The organism is Streptomyces sp. NBC_01235 (assembly GCF_035989285.1).
GTDB lineage: Bacteria > Actinomycetota > Actinomycetes > Streptomycetales > Streptomycetaceae > Streptomyces.
On sequence record NZ_CP108513.1, the window covers coordinates 7,294,214 to 7,308,560 of the forward strand.

A 14,347-nucleotide genomic window follows, 5' to 3' on the forward strand; every position below is an offset into this window, starting at 1 on the left:
CCGAGGACCGAGGACCGCGGACATCGCAAGGAGCTTCAGGTGTTCAATGACATAGGACCGCTCGAGCTGGTGACGATCGTCGTCCTGGCCGTGCTCGTCTTCGGTCCGGACAAGCTCCCGAAGGTCATCCAGGACGTGATGCGTACCGTCCGGAAGATCCGTGAGTTCTCGGAGAGCGCCAAGGCGGACATCCGCAGCGAACTGGGCCCGGAGTTCAAGGACTTCGAGTTCGAGGACCTCAACCCCAAGACGTTCATCCGCAAGCAGCTGGACAACGAAGAGCTGGGGCTGAAGGAGATCCGCAACGGCTTCGACCTGAAGAAGGAGATGGCCGAGGTCACGGACGCGGTCCACAGCCGTGACGCCGACACCTCCTCGTCCTCCTCCTCGGGAACGTCTTCCGCGGGCTCGTCGGGCGGCGGTCGCATCGACATGACCAAGAAGCCCGAGGAGCCGGCAAAGGACGACCGTCCGCCGTTCGACGCGGACGCCACCTGAGCCGGCCGCGTCCCCCGGTGTGAGGGGGCGCACGCCCCACGCGCCGGGCGGTTTCCCGGCAGCCCGGAGCGGGGTGGCTATGCTGCCTGGTTGTTGTGCGGAGCGGACGAGTACGCCCGAAGGGGGGCGGGCCGGATCGCTCCGTCGAGAACGAGGAGGCGTCCGGGCACATGGAGACGACGAGTCGGGCAGTCGCGCAGACGCCGGCCGCGGAGGGCGGACAACAGGTCCCCTCCGCCCGGCGTACGGTCGACGGCTACCTGGAGGCACCCTTCCCCTGGTACGGCCTGGACGAGGCCTTCACGGGGCCGCGCTGGCTGATGCAGGTGGGTACCGCGGCCGACGGCGCCGTGGAGCACGGTTCCATCGGACACGGTGACGAACCCTCCGTACGGCACGAGACGGCAGGCGAGAACCGCGGGAGGTTCGCGGTCGTCGTGACCGTCGCCGCGAACCCCGTACGGCGCAGCGCGGACGGCACCGGCCTGCTGGAGGCCACCTCGGTGTCCTCGGCGGCCTGGCTCGCGGGGGTGGGCCTGCTGTCCTTCACCTGGCCGGGCCAGATGGACCACAGCCTGCGTGACGACTGGCTGGACCAGCAGACCGAGACCGCGTGGGTCCTCGCCGACGACCTCGCGGGACCGGACTGGTCGACGCTGTCCCTGCCGGTCGACGGCGTGCCGACCCCGTTCCACTACCGCGAGTCCGAGTTCGGCTGGGTGCTGGCCGGTTCGACCCCGGAAGGGGGGCACGTGGGGGCGTACGGGAGGGGCATGAGCGCGTACGGCCTCGGTTTCGCCATGATCAAGGACATCGAGACGTACGCCTGATCAGCCGGCCGTACGGCAACGGGGGCGCCGTCCGTGACGGACGGCGCCCCCGTTGCCGTACGAAGGGGCGGCCTAGAACTTGTTGCGCGGGGTGATCCCCAGCGACAGGCCGGACAGGCCGCGCTGCCTGCCTCCCAGCTTGCCCGCGATCGCGCGCAGGGCGGAGCCCGCCGGGGAGTCGGGGTCGGTCAGCACGACCGGCTTGCCCTCGTCGCCGCCCTCGCGCAGGCGGACGTCGATCGGGATGGAACCGAGGACCGGGACGTTGGCGCCGGTCGTGCGGGTCAGGCCGTCGGCCACGCTCTGTCCGCCGCCCGTGCCGAAGACGTCGACCATCTCCCCGCAGTGCGGGCAGGGCAGGCCGGACATGTTCTCGACCACGCCGACGATCTTCTGGTGGGTCTGGACGGCGATGGAGCCCGCCCGCTCGGCGACCTCGGCCGCCGCCTGCTGAGGCGTCGTCACGACCAGGATCTCGGCGTTCGGAACCAGCTGGGCCACCGAGATGGCGATGTCGCCGGTGCCCGGCGGGAGGTCCAGGAGCAGCACGTCCAGGTCGCCCCAGTACACGTCCGCCAGGAACTGCTGGAGCGCGCGGTGCAGCATCGGGCCACGCCATACGACCGGGGCGTTGCCCGGGGTGAACATGCCGATGGAGATGACCTTCACGCCGTTCGCCGACGGCGGCATGATCATGTTCTCGACCTGGGTCGGACGGCCGTCGGCGCCCAGCATGCGCGGCACGCTGTGGCCGTAGATGTCGGCGTCGACGACGCCCACCTTCAGACCGTCGGCCGCCATCGCCGCCGCCAGGTTCACCGTCACCGACGACTTGCCGACGCCGCCCTTGCCGGACGCGACCGCGTACACGCGGGTGAGGGAGCCGGGCTTGGCGAAGGGGACCTCACGCTCGGTCTGGCCGCCGCGCAGGGCGGTCGCCAGCTCCTTGCGCTGCTCGTCGCTCATCACGTCGAGGGTGACGTCGACGCGGGTGACGCCCTCGACGGCCGAGACCGCGTCGGTCACGCGCTGTGTGATGGTCTCGCGCATCGGGCAGCCGGAGACCGTCAGGTACACGGTGACCGCGACCGCCCCGTCCGCGCCGATCTCCACCGACTTCACCATCCCGAGTTCGGTGATGGGCCGGTTGATCTCGGGGTCGTTCACCGTCGCCAGTGCCTCGCGCACCGCGTCTTCGCTAGCCATAGGTCGATGGTACGGCCCGGTAGCCGGGCCCCGGTAAGCCCGTCACCGGTCGTCTACGTCACGTCCCGCCGACCGTTCTGCCGGGAATACGGCATGTTCACGGTGACCGTCCCGCCGATCCTCCAGCTCCTTGACCACGTCCTGCAGCTCCGAGCGGATCCAGTCCCGGGTGGCGACCTCGCCCAGGCCCATGCGCAGGGTCGCGATCTCCCTGGTCAGGTACTCGGTGTCGGCGATGGACCGCTCGTTCTGCTTGCGGTCCTGCTCCAGGTTGACCCGGTCGCGGTCGTCCTGCCGGTTCTGCGCGAGCAGGATCAGCGGGGCCGCGTAGGAGGCCTGGAGCGACAGCATCAGGGTCAGGAAGATGAACGGGTAGTTGTCGAAACGCAGGTCGCGCGGGGCGAAGATGTTCCACAGGACCCAGACGATGATGACGATCGTCATCCAGACGATGAACCGCCCGGTGCCCAGGAACCGCGCGATGCGCTCCGACAGCCGCCCGAAGGCCTCCGGGTCCCACTCGGGCACCAGCCGCCGCCGGGGCGCCCGGGGCTGGTCCAGACGGGGCCGGGGACGGCTGGTCGCCGTGGCGCCGGCCGGGGTGCGCTCACCGCGCCCGCTCTCACGCTCGGGAGCCATGCGGACCCACCCCCTCGCCCTCGGCCCCCGCCGCGGTCCCGTCCTCGTCGAGGTGGAACTCCGTCTCCCGCCAGTCCTCCGGCAGCATGTGGTCCAGGACGTCGTCCACGGTCACCGCGCCGAGGAGCGACCCCGCTTCGTTCACGACAGGCGCCGCGACCATGTCGTACGTCGCGAAGAACCCGGCGACGACCGGCAGCGCCGCGTCCGGCGCGAGGGCCTGCAGATCGTCGTCGAGGAGCGCGCTGACCAGCGTGTACGGCGGGTCGCGCAGCAGGCGCTGGAAGTGGACCGTGCCGAGGTACTTGCCGGTCGGCGTCTCGTCCGGCGGGCGGCAGACGTAGACCTGGGCGGCGAGGGCGGGGGAGAGGTCGGGGTTGCGCACGCGCGCGAGGGCGTCGGCGACGGTGGCGTCGGGGCGCAGGACGATCGGCTCGGTGGTCATCAGCCCGCCCGCGGTGTGCTCCTCGTACGCCATCAGCCGCCGCATGTCGGCCGCGTCGGCGGGTTCCATCAGACTCAGCAGCCGCTCCTGGTCCGCCGTCGGCAGCTCGGCGAGCAGGTCGGCCGCGTCGTCGGGGTCCATGGCCTCCAGGACGTCCGCCGCGCGCTCCTCCTTCAGCTTGCCGAGGATCTCGATCTGGTCGTCCTCCGGGAGCTCCTCCAGGACGTCGGCGAGGCGGTCGTCGTCGAGGGCCGCGGCGACCTCGGCCCGCCGCTTCGCCGACAGGTGGTGCAGCACATTGGCGAGGTCGGCCGGGCGCAGCTGCTCGAAGGTGGCGAGGAGGCTCTCCGCGCCCTGCCCCTGCTCCTCCAGCGAGAACCCGGTGACCGCCGACCACTCCACCGTCAACGTCTCGCCCCTGGCCCGCCGGAAGGCGCTCGCCTTCTTGCCCTTGCGGACGAAGACCCGGTCGATCTCCCAGTCCCGGCGGGCGGGCAGCTGACGCAGCGACACGTCGAGGACGGTGACTTCCTCTCCCGGCTCCCCGGTCTCGACGAGGCTGACGCGCCGGTCCAGGAGCTCGCCGAAGACGAGCCGCTCGGTGGGCCGCTGCTCGAAGCGCCGGACGTTGACCACACCGGTGGTGATGACCTGGCCGGACTCGATGCCGGTCACCCGGGTCATGGGCAGGAAGATACGGCGCCGCGTGGACAGTTCGACGACCAGCCCGAGCACCCTCGGGGGCCGCCGCCCGACGCGCAGCATGACGACGAGATCGCGCACGCGCCCCACCTGGTCGCCGTTCGGATCGAAGACGGGGACGCCGGCGAGGTGCGACACGAAGATCCGCGGGGCGCCCGCTGCCATGACCGCACCTCCGTCCTTTTCCCGATTGCCCGCTCGTGCGGGCTTCAGGCTAGCCCGTCCCGATCGGATACGCCCTGGTGGGCGGTCCGGACGGACTGGCTCCGCCCGCACCCCGCGACCCCGGTACGCTGCCGTACGCCGCTCAGCACACCCCCGCAGAAAGGCAGCCTTCTCTGTGACTGCGATTCCCCAGGGTCGTACTCGCCGGACCGCGCTGGTGAGCGCGATGTGCGCACTGGTCGTGGGCCTGGGAGCGACCGGGTGCAGCGAGGATCCCGACGCGGGCACGAACGGCGTGGGCAAGCTGTCCGCCAAGGAGATCCAGGCGAAGGCGAAGACGGCCGCCGGTTCTGTGGACGCGGTGAGGTTGTCGGGGAGCGTGGTCACCAGCGGGAAGACGTACACGCTCGACATGCGCCTGAAGGCGGACGGCGGCACCGGGTCGGTCACCGCCGAGGGGGCCACCTTCCACCTGCTGCGGGTCGGCGAGCAGCTGTACCTGAAGGCCGACTCGGCGTTCTGGGACCACGAGGACGGCAAGTCCGACGACGGCGGTTCGGACACGGCGGCGGCCGACAAGCTCGAAGGCAAGTACGTGAAGGTGCCGACGGGCGACCCCTCGTACAAGAAGTTCAGCGGCTTCACGGACAAGGACCTCCTCCTCGACGGTCTGCTGACGCTGCACGGCTCACTGAACACGGGCGGCCACCACGAGCAGTCCGGCGTCCGTACGGTCCGCATCACCGGCGACGGCGGCTCCGGCGGCACGCTGGACGTGTCCCTGGAGGGCAACCCGTACCCCCTGCGTCTGGAGCGGGCCGGTGGGGCCGGAACGCTGAGCTTCTCCGCCTGGGGCAAGGACTTCGCCCTGGAGGAACCGGCGAAGGACGAGACGGTGGACTACGGCAAGCAGCTGCCGACGTCGTGATCCCCTTCTCCACCGCGACGGCGCTCAGCGACGACGGCGCAGTCCGGCGGTGCCGGGCCGCGCCCGCCCCCCTACTTTCTCTTGCGCCTCTTCAGTAGCAACCGTGGAAGTCCCGCGGGGATCGCCTCACGCGTCGTGGCCGACGTGGGCACCGGCGCCGCAGCCAGGTTCCCGTCGGGCAACGGCAACACACCCCCCGTCGGCTCCAGGCGGAGCACCCGGCACTCCCGCGCCCAACGCTCCGTCATCGCCTCGCCGTCGGGCGCGTTCAGCCGCTTGCCCTTGAGGTCGGCGACGGCCGCGTCCCAGGCCTCGGAACCGGGCGCGAGCAGGACGACCGTCGCCGTCCAGGAGACCAGCCGGCCCCCCTTGTCCTTGCTGCGGACGGTGACCTCGGCCGAGCCGCCCTCGACGAGCCCCGGCAGCGGCTGCTCACCGGGCCCGTCGCCGACCAGACAGGCCGCGCCCTCGTGCCACACGTGCCACAGCGCACGCGCGGCCGGTTCGCCGGCGCCCCGGACCCAGATGAGGCCGGACTTCTTGGTGGCCTCCTCGACGAGGGCCTGGTCGAGCAGCTCTCTTGTCATGACGCCAGCCTAGCCACCGCCATCCCGGGGCCCCTCACAGCCAGCCGTTGCGCTTCAGCGTGCGGTGGATGCCCACACAGAGGGCCACCATGGCCGACATGACCACGGGATAGCCGAACTTCCAGTGCAGTTCCGGCATGTAGTCGAAGTTCATGCCGTACACCCCGCACACCATCGTCGGCACGGCGATGATGGCCGCCCAGGACGTGATCTTGCGCATGTCCTCGTTCTGCGCGACGGACGCCTGCGCGAGGTTGGCCTGGAGGATCGAGTTGAGCAGCTCGTCGAAGCCGATGACCTGCTCCTGGACCCGGGCGAGGTGGTCTGCGACGTCCCGGAAGTACTTCTGGATGTCGGGGTCGACCAGCCGCATCGGCCGCTCGCTCAGCAGCTGCATCGGCCGCAGCAGCGGCGACACCGCGCGCTTGAACTCCAGGACTTCACGCTTGAGTTGGTAGATCCGGCCGGCGTCCGTGCCGCGCGGGGTGCCCTTGCGTCCCGGCGAGAACACCTCCGTCTCGACCTCGTCGATGTCGTCCTGCACGGCGTCGGCGACCGCGACATAGCCGTCGACGACGTGGTCGGCGATCGCGTGCAGCACGGCCGATGGGCCCTTGGCGAGCAGCTCGGGGTCGTCCTGGAGACGGTGGCGCAGCGCACGCAGCGAGCCCTGGCCGCCGTGCCGGACGGTGATGAAGAAGTCCTTGCCGGTGAAGCACATGACCTCACCGGTCTCGACGACCTCGCTGTTGGCCGTGAGCTGGTCGTGCTCGATGTAGTGAATGGTCTTGAAGACGGTGAACAGGGAGTCGTCGTAGCGCTCCAGCTTGGGCCGCTGGTGTGCCTGCACCGCGTCCTCCACGGCCAGCGGGTGCAGCCCGAACTCGCGTGCGATACCGGCGAATTCGGCCTCGGTCGGCTCGTGCAGACCGATCCACACGAAGCCTCCGTCGCGCCGCACCTGGCGCATGGCCTCCTGCGGCGTCAGTGACTGCGGGAACGCGACGCGCGAGCCGTCGCGGTAGACGGCGCAGTCGACGACGGCCGAGGGCGTCGCGGGGTCACGGGTGGTGTCGTACGCGCCGTTGTCCATGCGCCCGCCCCCCTTGCGCAGGGAGGGGCGGGCGGGGCGGACGACGGCACGGAGGTCGCGGATCATCGACATGGCAGGCTCCTTCGCGACGAGCAAAGAAAGACCGCCACGACGGGTGGAACTGCCCGGAATGGGGACGTCCTGACTTGGGGTCTCCCCGGCCCTTCAGGCTGGGGAAGGATGTTTGGCACGTCCACAAAGCGGGGAGCACCGCTCCGTCGCGGTGGCGAGCTTCGCTACTGATTCAGATCAGATGGATCTGGAAGATCAGGCAGATCAGACAGATCAGGCAAAAACGAAACGAAAGTGCTCTTCGGCATGAAGATGAGCGCGAGAGTTGGCGACCAGCCGGAGGCGAAGAGGCCAGAGCAGCTGCATCAGCGGCCGGAAGAGCGAGTGGTACTGCACGGGTGACTTCGATCCATGACAGCCCCACCTCCTCCAGCCGGTCCCTCGTAAGGGAGTCTCGTCTGCGTCGGGGCAAGATCGCGACGCTTCTGCGTGCTGCCCCGAACTACCGGGCAAGAGTACCAGCCGACCGAAGTGTCAAGGCGCTGCTTTGCCCCGGGCTGACGAGTTCTATGCTCGCCGAATGGTTGATGTTCTTCCTCTGGTCGAGGCCCGTCTGCGCACCGCGCTGGGCGAGCCGGACGCGCGCGCCGCGGTCACCTTCCTCGGTACGGACCGCGTCGAGGTGCTGCGTTTCCATGAGGGCGACATCGTCCGCTACGCCACGCTCGGCATGTCCGCGCAGCCGATGAGCGACCCCACGGCGGTGCTCGCGGACCCCGTCAAGGGTCCGCGCGTCGAGCTGGTCCTGTCGGTCCGTCCCGGCGTGGCCGACACGGACAAGGTGCTCCGCCCGCTCGCCGTGCTCGCCGCGTCGCCGCAGGTGGAGGGTGTGGTCGTAGCCCCCGGAGCCTCCCTCGACGTCGGTGAACCCCTGTGGCCCGGCGCCCCGTTCACCTCGGTCCTGGTCGCCGAGCCGGGCGGTCTGGTCGAGGACCTCGACCTCGACGAGCCCCTCGACCCCGTCCGCTTCCTGCCCCTGCTTCCCATGACCCCGAACGAGGCCGCCTGGAAACGCGTGCACGGCGCCCAGGCCCTCCAGGAGCGCTGGCTGACGAACGGGACGGACCTCCGGGATCCGTCCCGCGGGTCCGTCCCGCTCGACTGAGGCCTGGGTGACCGATGTCACCAACGCGCGGCTGACAACCTTCAGTTGGCCCCGTCGGGCAGTCAGTCCGTCGGCCGGTCGGCTCAGTTCGCGAAGACGGCCACTCCGTCCTCGGATGCGTGCCGCGGCTCCAGTTCCTCCGCCTCGTCGGTCAGTGCCTTGCGTCGCACGACGACCACGACCGCGCCGAGCGCCGCCGTCACCGCCGCCACGACGAACGGGATGCGGACGTCGGTCCACTCCTCGATCTTCGGCGCGAAGTACGGCGCGGCAGCGGCGGCGAACCACCGTACGAAGTTGTAGCCGGCGCTCGCCACCGGACGCGGGGCGTCGGAGACGCCGAGCGCCAACTCGGTGTAGACGGTGTTGTTCACGCCGATGAACGCGCCCGACAGGATCGTGCAGACGATCGCCGTGGTGTGGTCGCCGTAGCCGAGGACGAGCACGTCGGCCGCGAGCAGCACCAGCGATCCGCCGAGCACCTTCAGCGAGCCGAACCGCTTCTGCAGGCGGGGCGCCACGACCACCGAGAAGACGGCGAGCAGCAGACCCCACGCGAAGAACACCGCCCCCGACTTGTACGGGGTCATGTTCAGCACGAACGGGGTGAAGGCCAGCACGGTGAAGAAGGTGTAGTTGTAGAAGAACGCCGAGGCCGCGGCGGAGGCGAGACCGCCGTGGCCGAGCGCCTTGACCGGGTCCAGGAGCGAGGTCTTCCGGGCCGGCTTCGGCTGCTCCTTGAGGAACGCCGTGATGCACAGGAAGCCGATCGCCATCAGGAACGCGGTGCCGAAGAAGGGGTAGCGCCAGCTCGCGTCGCCGAGCAGCGCGCCCAGCAGCGGGCCGCAGGCCATGCCGAGGCCGAGGGCGGACTCGTACAGCAGGATGGCGGCCGCGCTGCCTCCCGCCCGTCGCCCGCCACCACCCCGGCCGGAATCGCTTCGCGATGCCCCAATTGGATTCGCCGTGCCGACGATCACCGCGAGGGCGGTGGAGACGAAGAGCGCGTTGCCGAGCCCCCAGCCCGCCCGGAAGCCCACCAGCTCGGCGACCGAGCCCGAGGTGCCGGCCAGGCCCGCGAAGACCACGACGAGCGCGAGGCCGAGCAGCAGCGTCCGGCGGCCGCCGATGCGGCTGGAGACGAAGCCGGTGACCAGCATCGCGAAGGCGGTGATCAGGAAGTACGAGGTGAAGAGCAGGGAGACCTGGCCGGCCGTGGCGTCCAGGCCCTGGGCGATGGACGGCAGGATCGGGTCGACGAGGCCGATGCCCATGAAGGCGACGACGGACGCGCCGGCCGTGGCCCACACCGCCTTCGGCTGCCGCAGGATGCTCCCGGCTCCCGCATCGAATGGGTCCATGGTTCCCCTCACCCCTCTGGAGATGGTTGGCGGTCGGTCGGCACCGAAGATGGTTGGTGTATGCACATAGTAAGTTAGCTCAGCTAATTAATGCAAGCTACATGTAAATATCGCTCGTTCAACTGGTTCCGCCCGGACGGGTGATCGTCCTTGACGTGGGCGGGCTCGGGTAGGACCGTGGGGCCCTATGAGGGGCGAACCCAGTTGCCCGAAGTGTGGTGGCCGGGTCAGGGCTCCCGGACTCTTCTCCGACTCCTGGCAGTGCGATGTGCACGGGACGGTGCATCCGCTGCAGCCCGTGATCCCGCCCAGCGTCGAGGCCCTCAGTGTCGTCGTGCATCGCACGCAGGTGCCGGTGTGGATGCCGTGGCCGCTGCCGGTCGGCTGGCTCTTCACGGGCGTGACGTACGCGGGTGACGACCGCAGTGGGGGTCGCGCCACCGTCGTGGCCTGCTCCGGACCGGGCCCGCTCGGCGGCATGGGCGAGCTGATCCTGGTCGCCGAGGAGCTGGGCGTCGGGCTCGGCGCGCGGTATGCCGGTGTCGACGGGCCGGACCCGGGTCCGTACATGAGCGTCGAGAAACCCCCGCAGGCGAAGGTGCTGGCCGGGGGTCGGCCGACGCCGCTGTGGCATGTGTCCGCCACCCCGGACGACCGCGCGGTGTTCGCGGGGGAGGCGCGGGGGCTGTGGCTGTGGGCCGTCGTGTGGCCCGAGCAGTCGGGGCTGCTGATGTACGACGAGCTGGTGCTGACGGATCTGCGGGACGCGGGGGCCGAGGTGGAGCTGGTGCCGTGCGGGGCGCTGTCGCCGCGGCTGCTCAAGCCGTAGCGGCCTGCCTGTAGGGGGCGCATCCTGCTTTCGGGTATGACAGGAGCGGTGTGATTACCGGCTATGCTGGAGCGTCCCCATCCGTCCCGTCAGCGTCTGGAGCCTGCTCGTGCGTATCGATCTGCACTGTCACTCCACGGCCTCCGACGGTACGGACACGCCGGCCGAGCTGGTGCGCAACGCGGCCGCCGCCGGTCTGGACGTCGTCGCGCTGACCGATCACGACACCACCCGCGGATGCGCCGAGGCCGTTGCCGCCCTGCCGCAGGGGCTCACCCTGGTCACCGGCGCCGAGCTGTCCTGTCGTATCGACGGCATCAGCATGCACATGCTGGCCTATCTGTTCGACCCCGAGGAGCCCGCCCTGCTCGCCGAGCGCGAACTGGTGCGTGACGACCGGGTGCCGCGGGCGCGCGGGATGGTCGCCAGGCTCAACGAGCTGGGCGTGCCCGTCACCTGGGAGCAGGTCGCGCGGATCGCGGGGGAGGGGTCCGTCGGGCGGCCGCATGTCGCCACCGCCCTGGTCGAGCTGGGCGTCGTGCCGACCGTGAGCGACGCGTTCACCGAGGACTGGCTGGCCGACGGTGGCCGGGCCTACGTCGAGAAGCACGAGACCGACCCCTTCGAGGCGATCCGGCTGGTCAAGGGCGCGGGCGGGGTCACCGTCTTCGCGCACCCCGGCGCCGACAAGCGGGGGCGCACGGTGCCGGAGTCGGCGATCGCCGAGCTGGCCGCGGCCGGCCTCGACGGCATCGAGGTCGACCACATGGACCACGGCGCGGACACGCGGGCGCGGCTGCGCGGACTGGCCGCCGATCTGGGGCTGCTGGTCACCGGCTCGTCGGACTACCACGGCAGCCGCAAGACGTGCGTGCTCGGCGAGTACACGACCGACCCCGAGGTGTACGGGGAGATCACCCGACGGGCGACGGGGGCGTTCCCGGTGCCGGGGACCGGCGGGGCCTGACGCCCGCCCTCGCACCTCCACTCACCCTCTTTCACGCAAGGCCTCTGCACTGATGTTCGACGTCGCCGTTTTCGGTTCCCTCTTCCTCACCCTTTTTGTCATCATGGATCCCCCCGGGATCACCCCGATCTTCCTCGCGCTGACCGCCGGCCGGCCCGGCAAGGTGCAGAAGCGGATGGCCTTCCAGGCGGTCTGTGTGGCCGGCGGTGTGATCGCCGTCTTCGGGCTGCTGGGTCATCAGATCCTCGACTACCTGCATGTCTCCGTGCCCGCGCTGATGATCGCGGGCGGGCTGCTGCTCCTGCTGATCGCGCTCGACCTGCTCACCGGCAAGACCGACGAGCCGAAGCAGACCAAGGACGTCAACGTCGCGCTCGTCCCGCTGGGCATGCCGCTGCTGGCCGGCCCGGGTGCGATCGTGTCCGTCATCCTCGCCGTGCAGAAGGCCGACGGCGTGGCCTCGCAGGTGTCGGTCTGGACGGCGATCCTCGCCATCCATGTCGTGCTGTGGCTGGTGATGCGGTACTCGCTGCTGATCATCCGGGTCATCAAGGACGGCGGTGTGGTCCTGGTGACGCGGCTCGCGGGCATGATGCTCTCCGCGATCGCCGTGCAGCAGATCATCAACGGGGTCACGCAGGTCGTCCGGGCGAGCTGAGCCGGCATGGCAGGCCGTGGCATGCGCAGAGCCCCCCACGGCATTGCCGTGGGGGGCTCTGAAACCTGTGTGTCAGGACCCGTGTTACGAGGCCGAGGTGTCGGCCGGACGGATCCACAGCCGCTGCCCGATGGCGGCGGCCTGCTGAACGATCCGGTTGACGGAGGCGGCGTCCACGACGGTGCTGTCCACGGGCGTGCCGTCGACGTCGTCGAGTCGCATGATTTCGAAGCGCATTGCTTCTCCCTTCGTCTGGTCATCCTCCCGAGGAGGATTGCTGCGTACGTGATGAGTCAACGCGGTGCGTGTTACAAACATTCCCTACGCTAAAGAAATTTTTCGAACGGCTAACTACTAACTGGTAAGTGTGTTTGCGGAGACTGAACGGGACCGGTTGTGTTCGCAGCGTGACCACCGGGACAATGGAGGCGATGAACGACGACCTCCCGGCCCTCGCCGCCCGTATCGACCGCACGAACGAGCTGCTGACACGCATGCTCGCCGAGGTGGCCAAGACGCCCTCGACCCACGCGATCTTCGTCGACGCGGGGTACCTGTACGCGGCCGCGGGGCGCCTGGTGGCCGGGACCGAGGACCGCCGCGCCTTCGACCTCGACGCCGAGGGCCTGATCGAAGCGCTCATCGACCGCGCCCGTTCGATCTTCGCCGACAGCCGGCTGCTGCGCGTCTACTGGTACGACGGCGCCCGGCGCCGCATCCACACCGCCGAGCAGCAGTCCATCGCCGAACTGCCGGACGTGAAGGTGCGGTTGGGCAACCTGAACGCCAACAACCAGCAAAAGGGCGTCGACTCGCTGATCCGGACGGACCTGGAGTCACTGGCCAGGCACCGGGCCATCAGCGACGCGGCCCTGCTCGGCGGCGACGAGGACCTGGTCTCGGCGGTGGAGGCCGCGCAGGGGTACGGCGCCCGCGTCCACCTCTGGGGCATCGAGGCGCCGGAGGGCCGCAACCAGGCCGAGCCGCTGCTCTGGGAGGTCGACAGTCAGCGCACCCTCGACCTCGACTTCTTCAAGCCGTACGTCGCACGGCGCACCGCCCCGACCTACGAGACGACCAGCGCGAGCCGGCCCACCCGCGAGGCCGTCCGCTTCGCCGGCGCGCAGATCGCGGCGAAGTGGCTCGCCGCGCGGGGCAGGGAGGCGCTGGCGGAGCTGCTGCCGGGCCATCCCTACCTCCCCGGCTCCGTCGACCAGGACCTCCTCGTCGAGGCCGAGGGCATCCTGCAGTACTCCCTGCGCGGCCAGGCGGACCTGAGACGCGTGCTGCGGGACGGCTTCTGGGAGCACGTGCAGACGCAGTACTAGGGCGTGTACCGAAAGTGGATCTTGAACGTGAGGTGATCTTGGTTCGCGGCGCGTGGAGATCTGACGAACGCGCGATGGGCGGTGCTGGAACCGCTGTTGCCGAAGGGCAAGAAACCCGGACGGCCGCCGACGTGGGCCGGGCGGCAGCTGGCCGACGGCATACGGTTCCGGGTTCGCACCGGCATCCCGTGGCGGGACCTCCCTGCCGAGTACGGGCCGTGGGGCCGGGTGGATGACCTGTTCCGCCGGTGGCGGCGGGACGGCACCTGGCAACGGATCTTCACCGCCCTCCAGGCCCGGGCCGACGCGAAAGAGCTGATCACCTGGGACGTCAACGTCGACTCCACGGTGTGCCGGGCCCACCGGCACGCCGCCGGCGCGAGGGAAGAGGGGAGCTGCAGAAGGAGCCGCCCGGCGGCGTCGGCGACGAGCCGGACGACCACGGGCTCGGGCGCTCGCGCGGTGGCCTGACCACCAAGCCGCACCTGGCGGTCGAACAGGGCCGGAAGCCCATGTTCATCGTGATCACGGCCGGGCGGCGGGGCGATTCCCCGCAGTTCGAGCCCGTCCTGAACAAGGTCCGTGTCCCGCGTCTCGGGCCGGGCAGGCCGCGCACCCGGCCCGATCGGCGTGCAGACGAGGCGTACGCCTCCCGGAGGAACCGTGCTCACCTGCGGCGGCGCGGGATCCGCTGCACGATCCCGGACAGGCCGACCAGGCCCGCAACCGCAAGAAACGCGGTCCGCGCGGCGTCCGGCCGCCGCAGTTCGACCCGCACGACTACAAGGCTCGGCACGCGGTCGAGTGCGGCATCAATCGCCTCAAAAGGCACCGGGCCGTGGCTACGAGGTACGACGAGCTCGCGGTCCGCTACGAGGCCACCGCCCTCGTCGCAGCCATCAACGAATGGTTGTGAACGGCCGTGCTGCGGCGG

At 70.3% G+C, this 14,347-nt stretch carries 15 protein-coding genes and 1 pseudogene; 9 read left to right on the top strand and 7 right to left on the bottom strand.

What is annotated here, in order from left to right:
- The first annotated feature begins 39 nt into the window (after positions 1–39).
- Both OG289_RS32895 and OG289_RS32900 read left to right on the top strand, forming a co-directional pair.
- Positions 40–498 (top strand): sec-independent translocase, encoded by a 459-nt coding sequence (locus OG289_RS32895; protein WP_327317674.1) that lies wholly within the window; start codon positions 40–42, stop codon positions 496–498.
- 170 nt (positions 499–668) lie between these two features.
- Positions 669–1,328 (top strand): hypothetical protein, encoded by a 660-nt coding sequence (locus tag OG289_RS32900; RefSeq protein ID WP_327317675.1) that lies wholly within the window; start codon positions 669–671, stop codon positions 1,326–1,328.
- A gap of 72 nt (positions 1,329–1,400) precedes the next feature.
- Here the strand turns inward: OG289_RS32900 and OG289_RS32905 are convergent, their stop codons facing one another.
- From OG289_RS32905 to OG289_RS32915, 3 genes are read right to left on the bottom strand one after another with little or no spacing between them, the layout of a single operon-like run.
- On the bottom strand, positions 1,401–2,534 hold the full coding sequence (locus OG289_RS32905) for an Mrp/NBP35 family ATP-binding protein (protein ID WP_327317676.1): 1,134 nt from the start codon (positions 2,532–2,534) through the stop codon (positions 1,401–1,403).
- A gap of 42 nt (positions 2,535–2,576) precedes the next feature.
- Positions 2,577–3,173: a DUF1003 domain-containing protein gene (locus OG289_RS32910; protein ID WP_327317677.1), complete on the bottom strand. Its 597-nt coding sequence runs from the start codon at positions 3,171–3,173 to the stop codon at positions 2,577–2,579.
- A complete protein-coding gene (locus OG289_RS32915) occupies positions 3,157–4,485 on the bottom strand; it encodes a magnesium transporter MgtE N-terminal domain-containing protein (protein WP_327317678.1) in 1,329 nt (442 codons plus the stop codon). The genes OG289_RS32910 and OG289_RS32915 overlap by 17 nt, the downstream gene beginning before the upstream one ends.
- A gap of 175 nt (positions 4,486–4,660) precedes the next feature.
- On the opposite strand from OG289_RS32915, the gene OG289_RS32920 reads away from it, so the two are divergent.
- Positions 4,661–5,413: a hypothetical protein gene (locus tag OG289_RS32920; protein WP_327317679.1), complete on the top strand. Its 753-nt coding sequence runs from the start codon at positions 4,661–4,663 to the stop codon at positions 5,411–5,413.
- Positions 5,414–5,484: 71 nt separating this feature from the next.
- On the opposite strand, the gene OG289_RS32925 is transcribed toward OG289_RS32920, so the two are convergent.
- Together OG289_RS32925 and OG289_RS32930 are read right to left on the bottom strand one after the other, a co-directional pair.
- Entirely contained in the window at positions 5,485–6,000 is a 516-nt protein-coding gene (locus OG289_RS32925; RefSeq protein WP_327317680.1) for a hypothetical protein, read from the bottom strand.
- Between the two features lie 34 nt (positions 6,001–6,034).
- On the bottom strand, positions 6,035–7,165 hold the full coding sequence (locus OG289_RS32930; RefSeq protein WP_327317681.1) for a magnesium and cobalt transport protein CorA: 1,131 nt from the start codon (positions 7,163–7,165) through the stop codon (positions 6,035–6,037).
- 520 nt (positions 7,166–7,685) lie between these two features.
- On the opposite strand from OG289_RS32930, the gene OG289_RS32935 reads away from it, so the two are divergent.
- Positions 7,686–8,270 (top strand): suppressor of fused domain protein, encoded by a 585-nt coding sequence (locus tag OG289_RS32935; protein ID WP_327317683.1) that lies wholly within the window; start codon positions 7,686–7,688, stop codon positions 8,268–8,270.
- An 83-nt stretch (positions 8,271–8,353) separates the two neighbouring features.
- Here the strand turns inward: OG289_RS32935 and OG289_RS32940 are convergent, their stop codons facing one another.
- The gene (locus tag OG289_RS32940) at positions 8,354–9,631 is read right to left on the bottom strand and encodes an MFS transporter (protein WP_327317684.1); all 1,278 of its coding nucleotides are present in this window, start codon (positions 9,629–9,631) and stop codon (positions 8,354–8,356) included.
- Between the two features lie 187 nt (positions 9,632–9,818).
- Between OG289_RS32940 and OG289_RS32945 the strand changes: the two genes are divergently transcribed.
- The 3 genes from OG289_RS32945 (at position 9,819) to OG289_RS32955 (ending at position 12,085) form a co-directional block, all read left to right on the top strand.
- Entirely contained in the window at positions 9,819–10,460 is a 642-nt protein-coding gene (locus OG289_RS32945; protein WP_327317685.1) for a DUF6758 family protein, read from the top strand.
- A 109-nt stretch (positions 10,461–10,569) separates the two neighbouring features.
- A complete protein-coding gene (locus tag OG289_RS32950; RefSeq protein WP_327317686.1) occupies positions 10,570–11,427 on the top strand; it encodes a PHP domain-containing protein in 858 nt (285 codons plus the stop codon).
- Between the two features lie 52 nt (positions 11,428–11,479).
- Positions 11,480–12,085 (top strand): MarC family protein, encoded by a 606-nt coding sequence (locus OG289_RS32955; protein WP_327317687.1) that lies wholly within the window; start codon positions 11,480–11,482, stop codon positions 12,083–12,085.
- Positions 12,086–12,169: 84 nt separating this feature from the next.
- Here the strand turns inward: OG289_RS32955 and OG289_RS32960 are convergent, their stop codons facing one another.
- Positions 12,170–12,322 carry a hypothetical protein gene (locus OG289_RS32960; RefSeq protein ID WP_007384531.1) on the bottom strand — a complete coding sequence of 51 codons (153 nt, stop codon included), beginning with the start codon at positions 12,320–12,322 and terminating at the stop codon, positions 12,170–12,172.
- A gap of 194 nt (positions 12,323–12,516) precedes the next feature.
- Between OG289_RS32960 and OG289_RS32965 the strand changes: the two genes are divergently transcribed.
- A complete protein-coding gene (locus OG289_RS32965) occupies positions 12,517–13,413 on the top strand; it encodes an NYN domain-containing protein (protein ID WP_327317688.1) in 897 nt (298 codons plus the stop codon).
- Positions 13,414–13,473: 60 nt separating this feature from the next.
- A pseudogene (locus OG289_RS32970) lies at positions 13,474–14,329 on the top strand (IS5 family transposase).
- The last annotated feature ends 18 nt before the right edge of the window (positions 14,330–14,347 follow it).